The 20,120-nt window shown below is 40.6% G+C and carries 22 protein-coding genes; 10 read left to right on the forward strand and 12 right to left on the reverse strand.

Features of this window, described 5'->3' with window-relative positions:
* Positions 1-279 precede the first annotated feature (279 nt).
* The 3 genes from WG989_RS14155 to WG989_RS14165 all read right to left on the reverse strand — a co-directional run bounded on the left by WG989_RS14155 (position 280) and on the right by WG989_RS14165 (position 4,640).
* Positions 280-2,181 (reverse strand): DUF3857 domain-containing protein, encoded by a 1,902-nt coding sequence (locus WG989_RS14155; protein WP_340430268.1) that lies wholly within the window; start codon positions 2,179-2,181, stop codon positions 280-282.
* Positions 2,178-4,097 carry a DUF3857 domain-containing protein gene (locus WG989_RS14160; protein WP_340430270.1) on the reverse strand — a complete coding sequence of 640 codons (1,920 nt, stop codon included), beginning with the start codon at positions 4,095-4,097 and terminating at the stop codon, positions 2,178-2,180. The genes WG989_RS14155 and WG989_RS14160 overlap by 4 nt, the downstream gene beginning before the upstream one ends.
* A gap of 126 nt (positions 4,098-4,223) precedes the next feature.
* A complete protein-coding gene (locus WG989_RS14165) occupies positions 4,224-4,640 on the reverse strand; it encodes a nucleoside-diphosphate kinase (protein WP_340430272.1) in 417 nt (138 codons plus the stop codon).
* A 132-nt stretch (positions 4,641-4,772) separates the two neighbouring features.
* Here WG989_RS14165 and WG989_RS14170 point away from each other — a divergent pair, with 132 nt between their 5' ends.
* Positions 4,773-5,786, forward strand: a complete 1,014-nt coding sequence (locus WG989_RS14170; RefSeq protein ID WP_340430274.1) for a DHH family phosphoesterase — start codon at positions 4,773-4,775, stop codon at positions 5,784-5,786.
* A 9-nt stretch (positions 5,787-5,795) separates the two neighbouring features.
* On the forward strand, positions 5,796-6,716 hold the full coding sequence (locus WG989_RS14175) for an FKBP-type peptidyl-prolyl cis-trans isomerase (RefSeq protein ID WP_340430276.1): 921 nt from the start codon (positions 5,796-5,798) through the stop codon (positions 6,714-6,716).
* 85 nt (positions 6,717-6,801) lie between these two features.
* Here the strand turns inward: WG989_RS14175 and folP are convergent, their stop codons facing one another.
* Positions 6,802-7,629: a dihydropteroate synthase gene (folP, locus tag WG989_RS14180; RefSeq protein ID WP_340430278.1), complete on the reverse strand. Its 828-nt coding sequence runs from the start codon at positions 7,627-7,629 to the stop codon at positions 6,802-6,804.
* A 61-nt stretch (positions 7,630-7,690) separates the two neighbouring features.
* Here folP and WG989_RS14185 point away from each other — a divergent pair, with 61 nt between their 5' ends.
* The 4 genes from WG989_RS14185 (at position 7,691) to WG989_RS14200 (ending at position 11,624) form a co-directional block, all read left to right on the forward strand.
* The gene (locus WG989_RS14185) at positions 7,691-8,239 is read left to right on the forward strand and encodes a DUF1599 domain-containing protein (RefSeq protein ID WP_340430280.1); all 549 of its coding nucleotides are present in this window, start codon (positions 7,691-7,693) and stop codon (positions 8,237-8,239) included.
* A 108-nt stretch (positions 8,240-8,347) separates the two neighbouring features.
* The gene (locus WG989_RS14190) at positions 8,348-9,457 is read left to right on the forward strand and encodes a BT_3928 family protein (RefSeq protein WP_340430281.1); all 1,110 of its coding nucleotides are present in this window, start codon (positions 8,348-8,350) and stop codon (positions 9,455-9,457) included.
* Between the two features lie 17 nt (positions 9,458-9,474).
* Positions 9,475-10,524, forward strand: a complete 1,050-nt coding sequence (locus WG989_RS14195; protein ID WP_340430282.1) for an ABC transporter permease — start codon at positions 9,475-9,477, stop codon at positions 10,522-10,524.
* 83 nt (positions 10,525-10,607) lie between these two features.
* Positions 10,608-11,624 (forward strand): proline iminopeptidase-family hydrolase, encoded by a 1,017-nt coding sequence (locus WG989_RS14200; RefSeq protein ID WP_340430284.1) that lies wholly within the window; start codon positions 10,608-10,610, stop codon positions 11,622-11,624.
* A gap of 94 nt (positions 11,625-11,718) precedes the next feature.
* Here the strand turns inward: WG989_RS14200 and WG989_RS14205 are convergent, their stop codons facing one another.
* The 3 genes from WG989_RS14205 to recF form a co-directional block, all read right to left on the reverse strand.
* On the reverse strand, positions 11,719-12,099 hold the full coding sequence (locus WG989_RS14205) for a hypothetical protein (protein WP_340430286.1): 381 nt from the start codon (positions 12,097-12,099) through the stop codon (positions 11,719-11,721).
* A gap of 133 nt (positions 12,100-12,232) precedes the next feature.
* Positions 12,233-12,562, reverse strand: a complete 330-nt coding sequence (locus tag WG989_RS14210; RefSeq protein ID WP_340430288.1) for a DciA family protein — start codon at positions 12,560-12,562, stop codon at positions 12,233-12,235.
* Between the two features lie 64 nt (positions 12,563-12,626).
* A complete protein-coding gene (recF, locus tag WG989_RS14215) occupies positions 12,627-13,757 on the reverse strand; it encodes a DNA replication/repair protein RecF (protein ID WP_340430291.1) in 1,131 nt (376 codons plus the stop codon).
* 89 nt (positions 13,758-13,846) lie between these two features.
* On the opposite strand from recF, the gene WG989_RS14220 reads away from it, so the two are divergent.
* From WG989_RS14220 to WG989_RS14235, 4 genes are all read left to right on the forward strand, one after another.
* Entirely contained in the window at positions 13,847-14,137 is a 291-nt protein-coding gene (locus WG989_RS14220) for a YtxH domain-containing protein (RefSeq protein WP_340430292.1), read from the forward strand.
* Positions 14,138-14,187: 50 nt separating this feature from the next.
* On the forward strand, positions 14,188-14,781 hold the full coding sequence (locus WG989_RS14225) for a pyridoxamine 5'-phosphate oxidase family protein (protein WP_340430294.1): 594 nt from the start codon (positions 14,188-14,190) through the stop codon (positions 14,779-14,781).
* Positions 14,766-15,281 carry a cupin domain-containing protein gene (locus WG989_RS14230; protein ID WP_340430296.1) on the forward strand — a complete coding sequence of 172 codons (516 nt, stop codon included), beginning with the start codon at positions 14,766-14,768 and terminating at the stop codon, positions 15,279-15,281. The genes WG989_RS14225 and WG989_RS14230 overlap by 16 nt, the downstream gene beginning before the upstream one ends.
* 78 nt (positions 15,282-15,359) lie before the next feature.
* Positions 15,360-15,884, forward strand: a complete 525-nt coding sequence (locus tag WG989_RS14235; RefSeq protein ID WP_340430297.1) for a CHRD domain-containing protein — start codon at positions 15,360-15,362, stop codon at positions 15,882-15,884.
* Positions 15,885-15,979: 95 nt separating this feature from the next.
* Here WG989_RS14235 and WG989_RS14240 read toward each other — a convergent pair whose 3' ends face one another.
* The 5 genes from WG989_RS14240 to WG989_RS14260 all read right to left on the reverse strand — a co-directional run bounded on the left by WG989_RS14240 (position 15,980) and on the right by WG989_RS14260 (position 20,044).
* Complete coding sequence (locus WG989_RS14240) at positions 15,980-16,540, reverse strand: helix-turn-helix domain-containing protein (RefSeq protein ID WP_340430299.1); 561 nt, start codon at positions 16,538-16,540, stop codon at positions 15,980-15,982.
* Between the two features lie 399 nt (positions 16,541-16,939).
* Complete coding sequence (locus WG989_RS14245; protein WP_340430300.1) at positions 16,940-18,352, reverse strand: outer membrane protein assembly factor BamB family protein; 1,413 nt, start codon at positions 18,350-18,352, stop codon at positions 16,940-16,942.
* A 190-nt stretch (positions 18,353-18,542) separates the two neighbouring features.
* Positions 18,543-18,998: a VOC family protein gene (locus WG989_RS14250; RefSeq protein ID WP_340430301.1), complete on the reverse strand. Its 456-nt coding sequence runs from the start codon at positions 18,996-18,998 to the stop codon at positions 18,543-18,545.
* 130 nt (positions 18,999-19,128) lie between these two features.
* Positions 19,129-19,485: an anti-sigma factor gene (locus tag WG989_RS14255; protein ID WP_340430302.1), complete on the reverse strand. Its 357-nt coding sequence runs from the start codon at positions 19,483-19,485 to the stop codon at positions 19,129-19,131.
* A complete protein-coding gene (locus WG989_RS14260; RefSeq protein ID WP_340430303.1) occupies positions 19,475-20,044 on the reverse strand; it encodes an RNA polymerase sigma factor in 570 nt (189 codons plus the stop codon). Before WG989_RS14260 ends, WG989_RS14255 begins: the two co-directional genes overlap by 11 nt.
* Positions 20,045-20,120 lie beyond the last annotated feature (76 nt).

Raw genomic sequence — 20,120 nt, forward strand, 5'->3', positions numbered from 1 at the left:
AACCCCTGTAAATACAATGATTTCAGCCAAAATGCTTTATATTAGCATTATTCCAATAACTATTAAAAACATAATTCTATGAAACGATTTGAAAAAACACTTCCGGTTTACAATCGCAAAGACGTTCCACTTATTTTATTTATTGTATTTTTTTCGCTGGCACTCATCCTGAGTATGTGTATCAGTGCATATAAATAATTGCTGCCTGTTGCAGTAAAAGGCCGAAACCAAAACCTACTGTTCAAAAAAATGCCTCCCGTTTGCGGGAGGCATTTTTAGTTATTGTTTTTTCAGTACCAGTTTTTGCAACTCATCTTTTTTAATGAGCTCGAAACTTTCGGCCACTTCATTAAACTTCGATGGAGGAATGATGTGTTTGTGCAGTTGCAGCTCGGTGATCACATGCAGTTCATTACTGTCTTCTTTTACATTGATCGTGTTCTTATACCGTACATAATCGTTTGTCACTTCTTTTGTGGCAGGAATACTTTCCCGTGCAAACCCCGCCGGTAGTTTGTAGGTGATGTTATCGGTTTTCAGATACGGGTAATCAAATAAAAAATCAAACTGTCTGCTTTCTGCAGGTTTAATGGTTTCGTCGTTTAGTTTGTATTGCCGCTGCGGATAAAAATATTTACTGCCGGCTTTAAAATCGAAGAACTGCGAGTAAGCAAGTTTAATATCCACCAAATGACCATCAGCTGAATCAGCAAGAATTTTTACTTCCAGGTCGTCGGGTGTTTTGTAGCCGAAAGCGTTGACCAATGCTTTTTTTACCTGTTCTTTATTTTGACCGTCGAAGTATGCATTTACAGCTTCCCACATTTCACCTGTAACGTATACACGGCTAAGTAAGATGGCGCTCCCATCATCATACAATTCTGCGTTGGTAGTGGCACGCCATTGGTTGAGCGTGCTTTTGCTTCTTGGCGTTTTAGCGATCACACCTCCGTTTTCTGTAAGTAGTAAGGCGTTTCTGTTTTCTGTAAATGTTCCCAATACACCCGGCAGTGTTTGTTTACTGGTGCACTCCAGCCAAACAGAATCGTTCTTCAACGGCACGCAAAGTATTACATGATTGAAGATGCTTGATGCAAACGTTGGATCTACAGGAAATTCATTCGTGCCTGCATTGATCAATGCAGCATATGCTTTAATGCCCACTGCATTCAGCATGTTCTTCATGTAATGTGTTAAGCCTTTGCAATCACCATATTTCTTCTGCTCGGCAAACGAAACCGGAAAAGGTTTAAAACCACCAATACCAAATTGGATACTCACATAACGGAATTCTTTTTGCATATACCGGTAAAGGATCGCAATTTTTTCCTGATCTGTGGCTGCATCTTTTATTAATGATTTAAAAAATTCAACACGTTCCGGTTTAAACGGGTTTTCTTCTTCATAAAACGGGTAGGTCCATTTGCCAAACTCTTTCCAGTTTTCCAATGAGCCGGGATAACCATCATAACTGAATTGAGTAGGAGATACATCTACCCATGGAAGTGAAACCCAGGCGCCATACGATGATGTTTCTTTTGCAGGCACAGGTTTGTTATTCAGCTCCCATGTATAAACCGTTTTTTTATCCTCTTTTGTAAGGGTTGGCTCCTGCTTAAAATTGTAAACTTTGTATTTAACAGGGATGGCAGATTTTATTACGTACCTGCTTTTTTTATACGATTCTGTAGTACTTCCAAAAAACCATGGTTGAAGGTCAAGGATTCCTGTGCAGTTGATCTCATATTCTGTTTCGATGGTACAGGGGGTTCCGGGTACAGGAAAATCAAGTTCATACAGTTTGTTATCTGATGCAAGTGTAATACCATCGTAAGTGCCTTCCAGTTTAAAATCCTTTTTCTTGAACCGGGAAACTTCAATGCCCAGTTCATTATACACTTTAATGGTTATTTCTTCCAGCTTACGAAATTTGTCAACGCCAATACGCACAACCGAATGTCGTAAGCCTGCCTTTGTAAGCACAGTAACAATGTTGTGAGAACGAATTGTCATTTTGGAAGGCGATTCAATGTCGATCTCGCTTTCTTCTAAATGATAGACTGCATCGGCATCTTTCTTTAAACTATCCGGCAATGTGATGGACGAGTAGTTTAGAAGTGATTGAGAAGCTGCTGTGTACTGCAGCAAAACGATAAAAAGAAGTGTCAGTAGGTTTCTCATGGTTTGGGGATTGTTTTGCGTTTGAATACGATCTGCTCATTCAGCATTTCAAACAGTTTGGCGTAGAATGTTTTGAAATCGAGATACTCATCCACATAATAGGTTGGACGTTTTATTTCCAATGTATAACGCATCGAAACAGTGTTCTCATTTTTGTTTACGAAGCGCTGTAGAACAATACTGGTGTCGGGCATGATCATCCGGATATTTTTCGGCAATTCTTCCGGTACAAGATTATTCGGAAAACGTATGGTGGTAAACATGTTGTAGTACTGCGTGTATCCAAACTCAATATCTGTAAATCGTTTGTCTGAAATAAAATCATTCGTTTCGAGTTCCATTAAAAAGTTAGGGGAGTAGAAAAGATATTCACCGCTGCTGTTGAGTGTACCTTGAAATTGTACAAGGTTTTCTAATGGCAGGCTATCGTTTTTCTCATTCTTATACGTGAGTGAATCAAACTTAAACTCCGGATGCGGGTTGTTGAAATAATCATCCTTGTATTGTTTTTCGCCTCGGCGGAGTGAACGCATCCGTTCATTTTTTGCATAGTCATGTGCAATAATATTGGCACTGCCTTTTAATTTTCCTTCTGCATCAATTTCACCTAATACAGATGTTATTAAACGGAAGCGGTGCTTCATATCGCCCATTACAATGAATTGTGCCAGGTCTTTATCAACTAAATATCCTTCTGTAAACTGAACATCCCATGGCGTAATAAACGGAGGATTGGTATAATTAGTAGCGTCCAATATGTACGGTTTTTGATCTACTTCTGCATATACATACACATCATTGAATTGATAAAGGAATGGATAGGCTGTATTTACTTTTCCATTTGTACGGGTGCTTACTAACACAGGATAGGCTTTAATATCTGCATCACGCAGCAGGTTTACCAATAATAAATTCATGTCTGCACTGTTACCGCTGTGTTTTTCCAATGCATTTTTTACACCTGCATCGCTCCATCTGCTTGTTTGTCCGTTCCACGTTACTTCTTTTTTTACAAAATTTAAAACGGTGACCATGCGTTGGTACGGATCGGTGATCGTTTTCAGATCGCTTTGCAAACTGGTTCCTTTAAATACATTTTTGCGTAGTTGTGCACCAAAGTATTCGTTCTCCAGCAGTTGTTCGGTTAGCTGCGGCCATGTAGTCATTCTTGGTTTGCCGTCAATAGCCCGTAACTGAAAATCGATTCGCTGCAAATAATCTTTTGCACTGCTCATATAAGGTTCACGATCCAATCCGGGAATATTGGTCATTACAAATCGTTTCACTTTGTTGATGCCTTCGGTAGTTTCTTTTACAGGTAATGTTCTGCGGATGAGATACGTAAACTCAAGTACTTCCGGAATTTCTACATTGTATTCGCTGTAACGAACAGGATGGGCACGTTGAAAGGTCCAGTCTTCAATTTCAATTGAATTACGTTTGCTGTCTTCAAATCTGTATTCAATAATACTTCCCACTTTTACATTGGGCAATGTAAATACCATCATCTCTGATTCACTGCCCAGCTTTTGTTCCATCACCGCTTTCTTTTCCAGCTTGGTGGTTTCCACTTCACCATTTGCGTTGAGGTTATAGGTATAGCCTTCAATATTGCGGATACGTTGTGCAGTTCCAACACTGTAATAGGGAATGCGTACGTTGGCAAGGTCCACCGCTTTTTCATTCAATATTTTAATGCGGATGCGATTGGTAGTTTCGTTTACAAAATCAGATGATGTGAAATAATATCTCACCTCCGCAACATCAAGCAGGTATTCTGCAATCGCTTCTTTATCATAGCTGCATTCTTTCGATTCAAATTCAGCTTTATCAATTTTTCCGAACGAAGGAATTTTTTGTGCGTTGGATTGTAAACAAAAGAAGATTGCTGACAGCAATGTGAAAAGGGTTCTCATGTTGATTGTGGTTTCAATTATACTACAAGTATAAAAAAACAATACCAACAAGCCTTCATATGTTTAAAAAAAGATCCCTCTTATTCTTGTAAAATAAGAGGGATCACCTACTGAAAAACTCAACGATTAATTTTGTTCTAATCCACTGAAGAAAAAGTTTCCTTCAATTTTTGCATTCTCATCACTGTCGCTTCCATGTACTGCATTTTCACCAACAGATGTTGCAAACAATTTACGGATGGTTCCTTCATCTGCTTTTGCTGGATCAGTTGCACCAATAAGTGTGCGGAAATCAGACACAGCATTGTCTTTTTCAAGAATAGCTGCGATAATAACACCGCTGCTCATAAACTCAACCAGCTCTCCGTAAAACGGACGCTCTTTATGTATTGCGTAAAATTCGCCGGCTCTTTCAGCCGAAAGTTTTGTTTGTTTCAATGCTACTACACGGAAACCTGCTTTAATAATTTTGTCTAAAATAGCACCGGCATGACCATTCTTCATTGCGTCGGGCTTGATCATTGTAAACGTACGATTGCTCATGATTTTCTTTGTTTTTGCGGCGCAAAGATAAGGGAGAAGGAGTAAGGCACAAGGATAAAGGCACAAGACACCCGTAACCCATAACTCTTACCTCATAACTTATCCATTTCCCCTACATTTGCAACCGTCTTTATGCAAGAAATCAACGAATTATATCCATTATTGAGCACGCCCGCCAAGGTTGTGATCACCACCCACCAAAAGCCCGATCCTGATGCAATGGGCTCGTCGCTGGGTCTTTACCATTTATTAACGCAACTCGGTCATACAGTTCAGGTGATATCACCTACCAACTGGGCGGCCTTTCTCGACTGGATGCCCGGCTGTGAAACAGTGTTGAATTACGAGATCACCATTGATAAGAGTAATACAATTATAAATGATGCAGATTTGATCTTTTGTCTCGACTTCAATGCCCTGAACCGTGTTAAACGCATGGCGCAGGTAATTGAGCAGGCAAAGGGGCAACGTATTTTGATCGATCACCACCGTGAACCGCAAACAGAAGTGTTTGCTTATGGCGTTAGTGATACAACGAAAAGCTCCACCTGTGAGATGGTGTACGATTTTATTGTAAAAAGCGGACATGCTGATAAGTTGAACATGGACATGATGCGCTGCCTGTATGCCGGTGTAATTGGCGATACCGGTAGTTTCCGTTTTGCCGCTGCATCTGCAAGTGTGTTTGAAATGGTGGCCGATTTTAAGCGTCGTGGCCTGGAGCATACCCAAATTCACGAAAATATTTACGATAACTTCCTCGAAAACCGGTTCCGCTTTATCGGGCATGTGCTTACCAACCGGATGGAGATCGACTACCAGTTGAATACAGCACTTATTTGGGTAACCAAGCAGGATTTGCTTCGCTACCAGATCAAAACCGGCGATACAGAAGGTTTGGTGAACTATCCGTTGGGAATACAAGGCATTAAATTGGCCTGTATTGTGATAGACAGGGACGAAAAAAGAAAATGGAGCTTCCGCAGCAAAGGTGACTTTGATTGCAATACATTTGCCCGGCAATATTTTAACGGGGGTGGGCATTTCAACGCAGCAGGCGGGGAAACAGATGATAGCCTGGATACAACCTTACGCAAATTCAAAGATGTTATTCAAGAATATAAATCGCAGTTAGAAACGTTTTAAAAACAAACAATGAAGACAATTCAATCAATTTTTGTAGCCATGCTGGCGGTAGTGGTGCTGGCAAGTTGCGGTGGCGGCTCTTTCAAAAAAGCAAAGAGCGGTTTGCTGTACAAGATCATTTCTGATGGAAAAGGTGCACCGTTGAAAGCGGGTACATTCATCAAATTCAACGCTATTGTAAAACAAAAAGATTCTGTTACCTATAATTCATATGGTAAGATCCCTGCGTTTACAGCTGTTGACAGTGCAGGTCGTCCGTATGATCTTTCTGAAATTATTCCAATGATGAAAGCAGGCGATAGTGCTGTAATTGTGCAAAGTGCCGATTCAATTGCAAAATTGAATATGGGTCAAATGCCTCCGGGTATGAAGAAAGGTGATAAGATCACCATCACCATCCGCATTACAAAGGTGATGAAAGACATTACTGAAGCGCAGAATGAATTTAACGCTGAGATGGAAGCGCAGAAAACAAGAGAGTTTAAGGATGTAGAAGCTTACCTGAAATCGAAGAATGTAACTGCTACTAAAACTGCCTTGGGTACTTATGTTGAAGTGTTGAATGCAGGTACTGGCGCAAAACCAGACAGCGGTCAGCAGGTAATGGTAAAGTATACCGGAATGAATTTCGACGGAACTAAGTTTGATTCAAACGTAGATACAAGTTTTGGTCACGTTGATCCATTGCCATTGGTAATTGGTCAGCAGGGAAGTATTCCTGGTTTTGAAGATGCAGTAAAACAAGTAGCTGTTGGTGGTAAAGTGAAAGCTTATATCCCTTCTATGCTTGCTTACGGAATGCAGGGCTCACCTCCCAAGATCAAGCCTTACGATAACCTGATCTTCGAAATTGAAGTGTTGAGCATTGGTGCTCCAACGCCGCCTGCTCCACAGCAGATGCCTCAACAAAACCCGAACGGACAACAATAAGATTCGATCTTAAATGAATAGAGAAAGGAGACAGTTTACTGTCTCCTTTCTTATTTTCTGAAATAGTTGATCGGTTTTTTTTCGGCTATGCGTTACTGTAAGCTTCGTATAGTTTGATAGCTTCTACTGCTTCCCTTACATCGTGCACCCGTAGAATAGATGCACCTTTTGTCAGCGCAAGTGTATTTAGTACTGTTGTTCCGTTCAATGCTTCTTCCGGTGTAACATGCAATGTTTTCCAGATGGTTGATTTGCGGCTTAGCCCTGCCAATACCGGTAGCTGAAACAGATGAAACACTTCCATCTGCTTCAGTAATTGAAAATTATGATTGATAGTTTTGCCGAAACCAAAACCCGGATCGATGATGATATCTGTTATACCCGCCGCTTTGCATGCCGCTGTTTTTTGAATGAAATAATCCACCACTTCTTTTGCAATATTATCGTAGGTGGGTTTGTCCTGCATGGTATCAGGTGTGCCTTGCATATGCATGGCAATAAACGGAATATTTAAAGAAGCAACTGTTGAAAGCATGTTTGTATCCATATCACCGGCACTGATGTCGTTTACCAGATCAACTCCTGCAGCAACGGTTTCTTTTGCTACAGTTGCATGATAGGTGTCGATCGATAAAAAAACAGATGGATAATTTTCTTTGATGCTTTTGATGGCGGGCAGTACTCTGTTCAACTCCTCAGCTGCTGTTAAACGATCGCTGCCCGGCCTTGTGCTTTGTCCGCCAATATCCAGGATTGTGGCACCTTCGTCAATCATTTGTCCTGCTTTCTGTAACACATCGGTTTGTTCCACACGGCTTCCGCTGTAAAATGAATCGGGTGTAATGTTGAGAATGCCCATTACCACCGGTTTATCCAGCACCAATAATCTTCCTTTGCAGTTGAGTGTGTACATTGTATTTTTGGGAACTTAGCTGAAGTTCAGCACGAATTAACGAAACAATTTTCAACCGTTCATGAATACGATCGAGCAATATACGCAGGCAGTAAATCAGTGCAGGGATATCTTTAAGAAAAAGACGAGTGACTATGGTACTTCATGGCGGGTTTATCGAACTATTTCCATTGTTGATCAGATCTATATCAAAGCCAAACGTATACGCACCATCCAGGAAAAACAGGAACAGAAGATCGGTGATACCATTGCTTCTGAATTTAAAGGTATCTTGAACTATGCGGTGATGGGGTTGATCCAGTTGGAGCTTCCTCCCAGTGAAAATGATGAGTTATCTGTTGAAAAAGTAATGGAGCTGTACAACGATAAAATTGCAAAGGCCCAATTGCTCATGCTCGATAAGAATCATGATTACGGTGAGGCATGGCGTGAGATGAGCCAGGAAAGTTTTGTTGACCTGATGCTGGCCAAGCTGCAACGCATCCGCCAGATATTGCAGAACGATGGCAAAACCTTGGTGAGTGAAGGAATTGATGCCAACTATTACGACATCATCAACTATGCAATTTTTGGTTTGATCCTGATTGAAGAAGGAACGCACAAGAGATGATGTCTGATGTAGGATTTCGGATTTTAGATTGGCGATTGCAGATTATTTGCCTATTAACTGTTGACCATTGCCAATTGGTAACTGCTATTCACTACAACAATTCACAACATGAATAAATCGCTTACACTTGCCCGTTGGTTCGTTGGTATTCTGTTTATCTTTTCCGGATTGGTAAAAGCCAATGATCCACTTGGATTGAGTTATAAGATGCAGGAGTTTTTTGAAGCATGGCAATTATCAGGCTTTCATGATTATACATTGGGAATGTCAATCCTCATGAATGCGTTTGAAATTATTGCAGGTGTTGCTGTAATTGTTGGATGGCGCATGAAACTCTTCAGCTGGTTGTTGTTATTGCTGATCGTGTTTTTCACATTCTTAACGGGCTATGCATGGCTGGCTACCAATCCCGACGGGACAGCCAAGTTTGCTTCCTGTGGTTGCTTTGGCGATTGCCTTCCACTTACACCACAACAATCGTTTTTGAAAGATCTATTACTCTTGGTTCTGATTGGTTATATTTTCAAACATCGCAATAGCATTCAGCCAATGTTTAAAAAGGAGATCATGAACTTCATTTTTGTTTTAGATGCAGCGGTGCTTTCATTGGCTTTTCAATGGTTCACGTTGAAATATTTGCCGGTAGTGGATTGTCTGCCATTTAAAAAAGGTAATAACATTCTTGAATTACGGAAAGTTCCGGCTGATGCGGTACCTGATAAATACGAATACAAGTTCAAATACAAAAAAGACGGGAAGGAGCAGGAGTTTGCAATGAGTAACCTGCCGGATAGCACATGGGAATTTGTTGAACGTAAACAAACTTTGGTAGCGAAAGGAAAAAACAATGAGCCGAAGATCAAAGATTTTGATCTGAAGACGATGGATGGCGCTGATATATCGGGCGACATATTGGAACAAAAAGGCGAATACTATTTGTTATTTGTGCAAAGCTTTAATGACTTGAAAACAACTGATGAATGGATAAAGCAAGTATCGGAGCTGGCGAAAACAAAAAAATTATTACTTGTTACCAGTGTGCCTGATGCAGCAAAAGATTTTTTTGCATCAGATGTTATATTGGGTCAGTTGGATATTATTACATGCGATGTAACAGCGATCAAAACAGCAGCACGGGCTATTCCAACATTGTATAAAATGAATGGACCGGTGGTGATGAAGAAATGGAGTGCAGCGTCATTCAACAAATTGAACTAATCAATACAACCGATCATTTGGGTGCTTATCTTCTTCGCAAATTATTTTATGGTCTGCTCGTTTTAATGGGCGTGGTTACCGTTGTGTTCTGGATGTTCCAGGGCTTTGGTGATCCTGCCCGTTTGGTGATGGGACAAACCGGCGATAGTGCTACCATCGCCAATATCAAAAAAGAACTGTACCTCGATCAACCCAAATGGAAACAGTTCCTGTTGTATGTAAATGATGTGTCGCCCATTGCCGTACACAGCAAAGAAGAAATTGAAAAAAAACAACTTCAAGGTTTGTTTATTGGCGGAGAAAGGAATTTAGCAATTAAGCTACCTTACCTGCGTCGCAGTTATCAAACAAAAAAACAAGTAGGTGAGTTGTTGATGGAAGCACTACCGGGCACCATTATGCTGGCGGTAGCGGCCATGTTGCTGGCAACTATATTGGGAGTGTTTCTTGGTGTAGTTGCTGCGGTTAAAAAAGATACATGGATGGATACCTCTGCTGTGTTTACCAGCATCATCGGTATTTCTGCACCCTCTTTCTTTATGGGAATTTTGATTGCGTATGTGTTTGGTTTTTTATTGAGTAAGTACACCGGGCTTAACATGACGGGCAGTTGGTTTGATATTGATGTACAAACCGGCGAACATTATTATACATTGCAAAATCTCATTTTACCTGCTATTACATTGGGCATTCGTCCATTGGCAATCATTACACAGCTTACACGAAGTTCAATGCTGGATGTGCTCAACCAGGATTATGTGCGTACTGCTTATGCAAAAGGATTGAGCAAACAAACGGTGATCTGGAAACATGCATTACGCAACGCATTGAATCCGGTTATAACAGCGGTGACAGGTTGGTTTGCGGAATTACTGGCTGGTGCCTTTTTTGTTGAATATATTTTTGGATGGAAGGGCATTGGAAAAGTAACTGTGGAAGCATTAGAGAAATTAGATTATCCCGTTGTGATGGGTAGTGTGCTGATCAGTGCGTTTATTTTTGTGTTGATCAATATGCTGGCAGATGTGTTGTATGCAGTTGTTGATCCGAGAGTGAGAGTAGGGTGATGATATGTACGATGTTATATGTACGATGTACGCACACTCCGACAGATGGATATTTGGAAACTGTAAGTTTAAAACAAAACCATATGCGTTCAATTCTGCTTTCTTCATTCATTCTTTGCTTGTTTTCCTGCACGGAAAAGCCAACAGCGCCAACCGTTGCTGACTATTTTAATTACGGCGACAGCGGTGTACAAACTGCCGGGGTACGTATGATTCCCATCAAAACACCTGTAGGTGAATTCAAGGTGTGGACAAAACGATTCGGTAATAATCCACGCATTAAAGTATTGTTATTGCATGGTGGTCCGGCAATGACGCATGAATACATGGAATGCTTTGAAAGTTTTTTTCCGAAAGAAGGTTTTGAGTTTTATGAATATGATCAATTGGGTTCTTATTACAGCGATCAACCAAAAGATAGCAGTCTTTGGACCACCGAGCGCTTTGTTGAAGAAGTGGAACAGGTACGTCAGGCTATTGGTGCTGATAGCACGAATTTTTATGTGCTCGGTAATTCATGGGGTGGTATTCTGGCAATGGAGTATGCACTCAAGTATCAACAACATTTAAAAGGTTTGCTGGTCGCCAATATGATGGCGAGTGCACCCGAGTATGGAAAATATGCGCAGGAAGTATTAGCAAAGCAAATGGATTCTTTTGTGCTTGCGGAGATACGGGCAATTGAAGCAAAAGCTGATTTTGCAAATCCTCGCTACATGGAATTGTTGTTGCCGAATTTTTATAAGCAGCACTTATGTCGCCTGGAAGAATGGCCCGATGGATTCAATCGCACCATGAAGCATGTGAACGGTGAAGTGTACACGATGATGCAAGGCCCAAGTGAGTTTGGTGTTGGTGGACGATTGGCAAAATGGGATATCAAAGCAAGGTTAAAAGAAATAAAAGTGCCAACGCTCATGATCGGAGCAAAACATGATACAATGGATCCGGCGGCCATGGAAGAGCAAAGTAAGCTGGTGCAGAAGGGCCGCTATCTCTATTGCCCCAACGGAAGTCACTTAGCAATGTGGGACGATCAACATGTGTTCATGACAGGTGTCATCGATTTTATTAAAGATGTAGATGAAGGCAGATTCTGATTGCTGCCTCTATAAAATTCAAGAGCTGCCTGGAAAGGCAGCTCTTTTAACGATTAACAGCTGACCGATTGCACAGCCAGTATTTTTATGTGGATCACATCCATTTTGTGAGATAGAGTTTGAACTCATCTCTTAATTCATTGATCACTTTTTCAAATACATCAAACTCTTCTTTTACTTTTCCGTGTTCAAGTATTTGTTTCGTTTCAACTCTTCCGCCGTGGTCTTTGGCATCAAGCATGGTTTTATGAACATGCTCATTGATGTTATGCCGTAACTCATCAATGGTATTTCGCTGAATGATAAATTGATTTTGAAAATGTTCAACGCCTTTCATGGCATCGATGCCGGTATTTTTTGTTGCTACCTCTGTCAGTCGTTTTTCCAGAATGTCAAGTTCATTGTCATAAAAGTCAATTGCTTTTAACCAATCCTGGTGCTCGGTGCTGAGATGTGGTACTGAAGTATAGCTCATGGGATTCCGTTTTAATTGTTTCTGTATCTGTTGACGGTTTCAAAGTTTCGTCAGATCAGGCAACTAAAAAATGATGGAAGTCAGCAGAAAAGATGAGAGTTTTCAGTGAGAAGGTGAATGAGCTGTGTACCTGTTACTTAATGATCACTTCTTTCACCGCATGTTCATCGAACATTTCGTTGATGCGGTTACGGATCTTTTCTTTTTGAAAAAGAAGTTCCTGTTTGAGTGGAGCTACGCTGGTGGTAATGATGAGCTGTTGATTGATGAGTTTAATATCGTCGGTGTACTTGGCAATGGTGGTGCCCATCAACTCGGCCCACACGTCTTTAATTTCCAGTGCACGCACCCGTTGCTTGAGTTTGCTCTGACTCAAAAACTGTTGCATTGCTTCCTGTAAACTCATCTCGCCCATAGTACGAAGGTAATTGAAATTGGTGAGTGGTGAATGGGCAATGGTCAATAGGCAAAAATGAAGTCTCAGGTTGCTTGTTGTTCTTTGCCGATTGCATATTGCCTGTTTTATTCTAAACAAGTTCGATCAATTGCACCTTTTTGCCCAGTGCTTCAAACGCTGTTGTAATACGGTTGGGGTGAGGGTCGGTTAAGAATACCTGTCCGCCAAACTGCGTACACACATAGTCCAATAAGTTGTGCATTCGGCTGTCGTCTAATTTCTCAAACACATCATCAAGCAACAAAAGCGGGGCAAAGCCTTTGTGTTGTTTCAGTTCTTCTGCTTCTGCCAGTTTTAAACTGAAGAGCAAACTCTTTCGTTGCCCTTGTGAAGCCGTTTGCTTAAATGGTTCTCCGTTCAATTCAAACAAAAGATCATCTTTATGAATACCAATAGAAGTGCGTTGCAGTAAATAATCCTTCTCCCTGTTTTGTAACAACAACTGATCAAACGACTGTTGCAATAACTGACTTTCATACTTCACTGAAACAGGTTCAGCTTTTCCTGCAATTGCTTGATAAAAACGAATGACCTGCTCATTAAACTCCGGCAAAAAATTTTTTCGTTGTGTGTGGATAGCATTGCCTGCAGTGATTAATTGTTCATCCAATACATCAAGCAGTGCATTATTTCTTGTTTGTGTTTGTGCGCAAGATTTGAGGAAGCTGTTACGCTGCTGCATCACTTTTGTATAGATAATGAGTTGTTGCAGATAAGCAGCATCCATTTGCGACAGCAGTGTGTCTAAAAATTTGCGACGCTCTTCACTTCCTCCAATGATCAGTTCCACATCGTCTGGTGCAATAACTACGCAGGGGTATTTGCCGATATGCTGTGAAAATTTTTCATATGCAGCACCATTACAACTCACTTCTTTTTTTCCTGTTTCACGTAGTACAATACTCACCGGAATATCCTGTCCGTTATCATCCAGCAAACCTTCTACACGAAAACCAACTACACCATGCTGCACATTGTTGGCATCAACCGAATTAAAATAACTTTTGGTAAAGCAGAGATAGTGAATGGCATCCAGTAAATTGGTTTTGCCAATGCCGTTTGCGCCTGTTATTGCAACAATCGGCGCATCAAACGTAAAACGTTGATGGCTGTAGTTTTTAAATTGTGTAAGTGCAATGGATCTCAGAAACAACATCAGCTGCAAGATAAGAAGCGGACGGTTGTAATGTTCAGCCGTCATCGGCTTTTTGATAACAAAATGGTAAGAATGAAACCGTTTTATTGTTGTAACTTAACCAACGCCTTTTTTAACAATAAAAACTTACAACAATGGAAGAGAACAAAAGCACCCAGACAACCGATTCTGAAAAGCAAAGTTGGACCGACAAAGCACAGGATACGTTACAGGACCTGAAAGCAAAAGCGTCGGAGTATGCCGATAAAGCGGAAGACAAGCTTGAAGAACTGAAAGACAAAGCCGAAGATAAATTTGAAGAATTCAAGGATAAGGCAGAAGATGTGGTGGATGATCTGAAAGAAAAAGCCACCGGGCTTTGGGACAAAGTAAAAGATAAGTTTGATGGCGATGATGAGCCAGCGAAACAGAACCCCGGCGTTTAAATCGTTCAACAGGCTGCAACACATTGCAGCCTTTTTTCTTTCTTTGCGGTATGGACTATCTTTTTTTACAACATGATCTGCATGCAATTGAAACCAAGGTGTGGGAGTTGTTGCAGGAGTCAGTTTCATCTTTTAAAGCTCCCTTTCATACAGGTGTAGTAGCTACGATGGATCAACAACAACCACAAGTACGGACGGTTGTATTGAGACATGCAGATGCCACGCAAAAGAAATTGTTTTTCCATACCGATATACGTTCTCCAAAAGTGCATCAGTTGCAGAAGCAGGCGCAAATGAGTTGGTTGTTTTATGATAAAGACATCCGGATGCAGCTTCGCTTAAATGCTACGGCAATTGTTCATCTGGATGACGAGGTTGCTGACAAAGCATGGGAAGAGTCGAGGCTCTCCAGCAGATTAACGTATACTACATCGTCAGCTTCGGGTACAACTCTTTCAACACCAGAGTTGATTGATCTCAATCAAAAACAAGTAGAGCCGGAACTGATTGATATTGCTTGGAAAAATTTCTGCGTTATTGAAACAACGATACAACAAATGGATTGGACATTTCTTCATCACAGCGGTAACCGCCGTGCTTTGTTTCAATACAACTCAAAACAATTTCAATGGATACAGGTATGAGTTTGTCAGCTGCTGATTATGTTGAGCAATTAAAATTGCAACCACATCCGGAAGGTGGTTTTTACAGTCGCACCTACGAAAGCGAAGAACAGATACCTGCTGCTGCATTGCCTGTACGGTTTGGTGCAGATCGATTGATATCAACTGCTATTTATTTCCTGTTGGAAGGAACTGATTACTCTGCTTTTCATCGTATCAAAAGCGATGAGCTCTGGCATTTTTATGCAGGTGGCGGGTTGCAGATATATGTGATACATCCCGATGGGAAAGGAGAGATCTTATTGCTCGGTAATGATCTGAACAACGGTTATCGTTTTCAGCAACTGGTAAAAGCAGGTTGCTGGTTTGCATCAAAACCCGCAAACGAACAAAGTTTTGCTTTGGTTGGTTGCACAGTTGCTCCAGGCTTTGATTTTGCTGATTTTGAAATGGCGAAACAAGAAGAATTGTTGAAGATATATCCGCAATACCAGCATTGGATTCAACAGTTGTGCAGGTGAGCTTTTAGCTTGATTTTTTTTTGATAAAAGACAACCGTTCTTCTCATTAATTCGTTAATATATCAAACAAACATTATTATGAGAAAGAATTTGCAAGCCATTGCACTCTTTTTGAGTGCAGGTTTTATCGTTGCATCCTGCTCTAAGTATGCCGATCAAAAATCAGAAGTTAAAGCAAGCCTCAGTGAAAGCCAGCTTTCAGCAGAAGCCAATCTTGGGAGTCATGAAATGGACAATGATCCCATTGTGTTTACACAAGTAGTGCAATTAGAGGGCGCACAGGAAGTTCCCGCTGTACAAACAGATACAAAAGGAATTGCTATTTTACGTGTTTCAAAAAGTAAGAAATTGTATTCCAAGATCATCATCCAGAAATTGGCAGAAGGTGATGCGTTACGTTTCGCTCACGTACACGCAGGAATGGCTGGTATGAATGGGCCTGTACGTATTGGTCTTGCCGATAACGCTTCACAGTTTGGAATTAATAAAGTGATCCAGTTAAATGATATGCAGTACACATTAATTACGGAGGGCGCTGCGTATGTAAATGCACACTCCAATTTTTTTCCTGGTGGTATTGTTAGGGGACAAATCGTCCGGTAGTTGAGGTGATGATAATAAAAAGGGAAGGCTTTGATCGAACCTGTATTTTGCATACGGAATTGATCAAAGCCTTTGTTTATCGAAGATTGAGGATGTTAAAAATTCTGGATGGTCATTCTTCGCTTTTCTTTCAGCTGTTTAAAGTGGGTAGGAGTAAGACCGGTTGCTTTTTTAAATTGAGTTGAGAGGTGCGCCACACTGCTGTAATGTAATTTGTACGCAATTTCTGAAAGTGTAGCTTCATCAAATAAGATCAGTTCTTTGATGCGTTCGATTTTTAAAGAGATCAGGTATTGTTCAATTGTTGTTGCTTCCACTTCCGAAAAAAAGTTGGCAAGATAGCCATAGCTGTGATTTAGTTTTTCACTCAAAATTGTAGAGAAATTTTTCACAGGCTTTTCATCACTGTTGTAAACATAATCGATCATAACAGTTCTGATCTTCTCAATAAGCACACCGTTTTTTTTATCAAGTAACTCAAGTCCGGCTATTTTAATTTTTTTGCTCAAACGCTCTTTGTCTTCGTCTGATACATCATGTTTTGTTTGAATTTCTCCTAACTCAACTTTGTATGTTTCAATTTCTAATTCTTCCAATGCCTGCGTTACAACTACTTTGCAGCTTTCGCAAGCCATATTCTTTACATAAATGATCATTTGTCGTTTTTCCCTTACTTACTGAAAAGTATTTGTTTTACCTGTTTGAATGGCGTACATTTTGCAACGCTTTACTCACAAGCTAAGCTTATTAAGCCGATTGTGCCGAAATGCTTTGCCAGCGATACGGAGCACTTTGTATAGAATAGTTCAATTGTTGCTTGCTAATGAGGGATAGATGCATGAAGTTGATGTAGTTACGGCTTAATGATTCAGCAGGTATCCTTACGAATGAAGCGTGTTTCAAGAAGTGGGCACACCAAATAGTTTTCGTTCGCACAGCATACACACTTTGCTGATCGCTTTGTTTTCGGGTTTAAATATTGTGTTTTAGCGATCTGAAAAAATGGGACAGCTATTCTCAATTACAATCATGAAATGATCAAGTGAGGGGGAGCTTTATTGCAGCAATCCGGAATCTCCGGCGTAATCCGGATCTCCGTTAACTTTAATTATTAATGGGCAAGACGTTCTGCCAACACCATTTAGTAAAAAACGCCATTTCTCATTTCCATTGGCTGCGTCAAATGCATAAAAGTAACGTGTGCCACCACCACCTACATATACAATGTTGTCCGATACCGCAGGGCTCGCAGAGTTTGGTAGAATTTCTTTTTGCCAAATGCTTGTGCCTGTTGCAGCATTCATCGCATGAATCTTCATATCATCAGCAGTAATATAGACAATTCCGTTTGCTACTGTTGGACTTGAACTTACACCTGTATTACTCAATTGTTTCCAAACCAGTTGCCCGGTAGTTGCATTTATTGCATAGAAGCAACCTTTTTCCGAAGTTGAAATATTGTACCATGCACCTATGTAAACAATGTTATTTGCAACTGTTGGCGATGATTGCTCAAGTGAAATTTCGTTTGCGTAAAATCTCCATACAAGGCTTCCGTTTGATGCATTAATAGCATACAGGTAACTGTCACGACTGCCGACATAAATAACGCCATTAACCAATGCAGGCCCCGATTGATTAATCATAGCCCCGGTTTGATACTGCCATTTCAGTTCTCCTGTTGATGCATTCAATGCATACAATTTTCCGTCGGAGCTTCCAAAGTAAACAGCTCCATTCCAAACAGTGGGACTTGCACTCACATTTGCGCCAGTGCGGAAACGCCATTTCTCATTTCCATTGGCTGCATCTAAGGCATATAAATAATCATCGTTTGTGCCAACATAAATTGTACCATCAACAAAAACTGCATCTGATTCAATGCCCGTTGTGGCAATTGTTTTTTCCCATCTCACCGCTCCCGTTTTAGCATTAAAAGCATATACTTTGTTGTCGATACCGCCAACGTAAATTGTTTCATTTGAGTAAGTGGCACTTGAATAAGCAAAGGATGCGTTGCTTTCATATTTCCACGCAAGTTTTCCGGTTACAGCTTCCAATGCGTAAAACGTATTATCATTCCCAAAATAGACAAATCCCGGCGGGGGATTATTTGGTTTAACAACCACCGTATAAATTCTTTTCGTTTGGTCCTGAGCAGTAACCGTGTATTGTACCGGTACATTGAAATTTTGCGCTACACCGCTTGCGGGAAGTATGGTTAAACCTGTAATTGTGAAATAGGGCGTTAATGGGTTCCTGTTGGTGTTGTATGGAACTGTTACAATTACTGAATCCTGAAAGATTTTAATAGCAACTTCACCCGGTTGGAACGATGTGCCATCCGATTTTTTTAAATCAAATGAAACAATCTCTTTGAATGAATTTGGCGTGGGCGGTTTTTCGCAACTGAAAAGAAAGCATAATATAATGAGGAGCAGATTGCCTTTATAGTGTTGCGTTTTCATGTTGGAAAGATAAGATTTTCTGCGAAATGCCACATAACAGGAATGCTTTTGCAGCCTTAGCAGGTTGCTCGGCAATAAGCCCCCAATAATGTTTGTGGTTTTGTTTATTCGCTAAGTTTAAAATGAAATACCGTTTGCAGGTGCTGGTAGTAATGTTTATCGTTTGATCCAACAGGTTTTGAGCCGGTTATTATTGCATTGTTACATTGTTCACTTCTATCCAATAGCCATCCGGGTCTTGAAAAAATATTTGTTTAATACCATCAGCACGTATGTTCACTGTGTTTGATTTACCCGGCCAATCGCTATACGGAATTTTTAAACGCTTGAGATTTTCAAGAAACGCATCAAAGTTGCCACTCGTTAAACCTGCATGAATGGCTTTGTTGGTAATAACCGGTTCTTTAATTACCGAAATAAGATGCAGTTCTCTATCATCACTTAAGGCAAACCAGCGGATACCTTCAATAGCCGAGCGGTTGGTGATTTCCTTTAGTCGTAAAACTTCTTTATAAAAAGTAGCTGAACGGTTTACATCTTTCACCGATAAGGCCAGGTGGTTAAATGCAAATTTGAAAGAACTTGTATCCTGTGCGTGTAACTGTAGGTAGCAAAGAAGGATCAATACAGTAATTATTTGTTTCATTTTGATGTCTTTATGCTTTACAAACCTTGTGGATTTTTATTGCTGAGTATCACACGAATTTTTACAGAGTGATTAGTTGAAGGTATCGTTTTTCAGGAAAAGGCAATCGATTTCGCTTCGACGATATTTATCACCCGTTCCTCATTTTATAAATCACCAGAAAAGCCAGCACAATCAACACCAAAATCAAAAAAGTTGTAATGATGATCAATGATTGATTTGGCACGGGCTTGTGTTTCCGTTTGCGGCGTTGCTGCTGGAGTTGCAGCGAAAGTTTTTTGTTGAGATCGGCAACAGCATGGTTCATTTTTGATTCATCGGCCATGCGCAAACCTTCTTCGGCATCGCTCATCATTTCCGATGCGGCCAGTCGTTGTTCTACTGCATTGCGTTCTTCGGGCGTAAGTGTTCCCTGCAGGTATTGGAGTAATTCCTGTTCGGTGAGGTCGTCCCGCTCGTTTAATATGTCGAGTAACTTATCGCTCATGTTTTTGTTGTTTGAGCAAAACCATTTTCAAGTTACGTTTTCCGTTTTGAATATAGCTTTTTACCTGCATCAGTGTAAAACCGGTGCCGGTTGCAATATCGGTATAGCTTTTTTTCTCTAAGTAAAACTGTTCAATGCAGATGCGTTGTTCAGGTATCAGTTCGCTAACGGCCTGGCGTAGCTGTTCCAGCAGTTCATCTTTCTGCCAATGCTCTGTATGGTTAATGTCTTCGGCGGGAGTGGTGATCATTTGCTCCTTTAATTCCTTGGGCAGTTTGCCTTTATCCCGCAGTTGCATGAGGCAGTGGTTTTTGGCCACCATGTAGATCCAGCTTTTAAAATAATCTACCTTGTATTTACCAAGCTCTTTAATACTTTTTTCAAACACTTGCTGTACCGCATCTTTGGCTTCTTCTTCATTCTTTAAATATTTCATACACACACCAAACAGCAGCAGGGTATAACGTTGCAGGAGCAGGCCCAGCCATTTATTATCGCCATCATGGTAAAAGCGTTGGAGTAATTCCTGGTCGGGTATGGTGGAGTAGGATGCGTTCACAAACAGGATTGTACGGTCAAGTTAGTTATTTTACTCAAGAGATGCACAGGCTCATAAAATTCCATATATTCATTCA

It is taken from the genome of Lacibacter sp. H407, assembly GCF_037892605.1.
GTDB lineage: Bacteria > Bacteroidota > Bacteroidia > Chitinophagales > Chitinophagaceae > Lacibacter.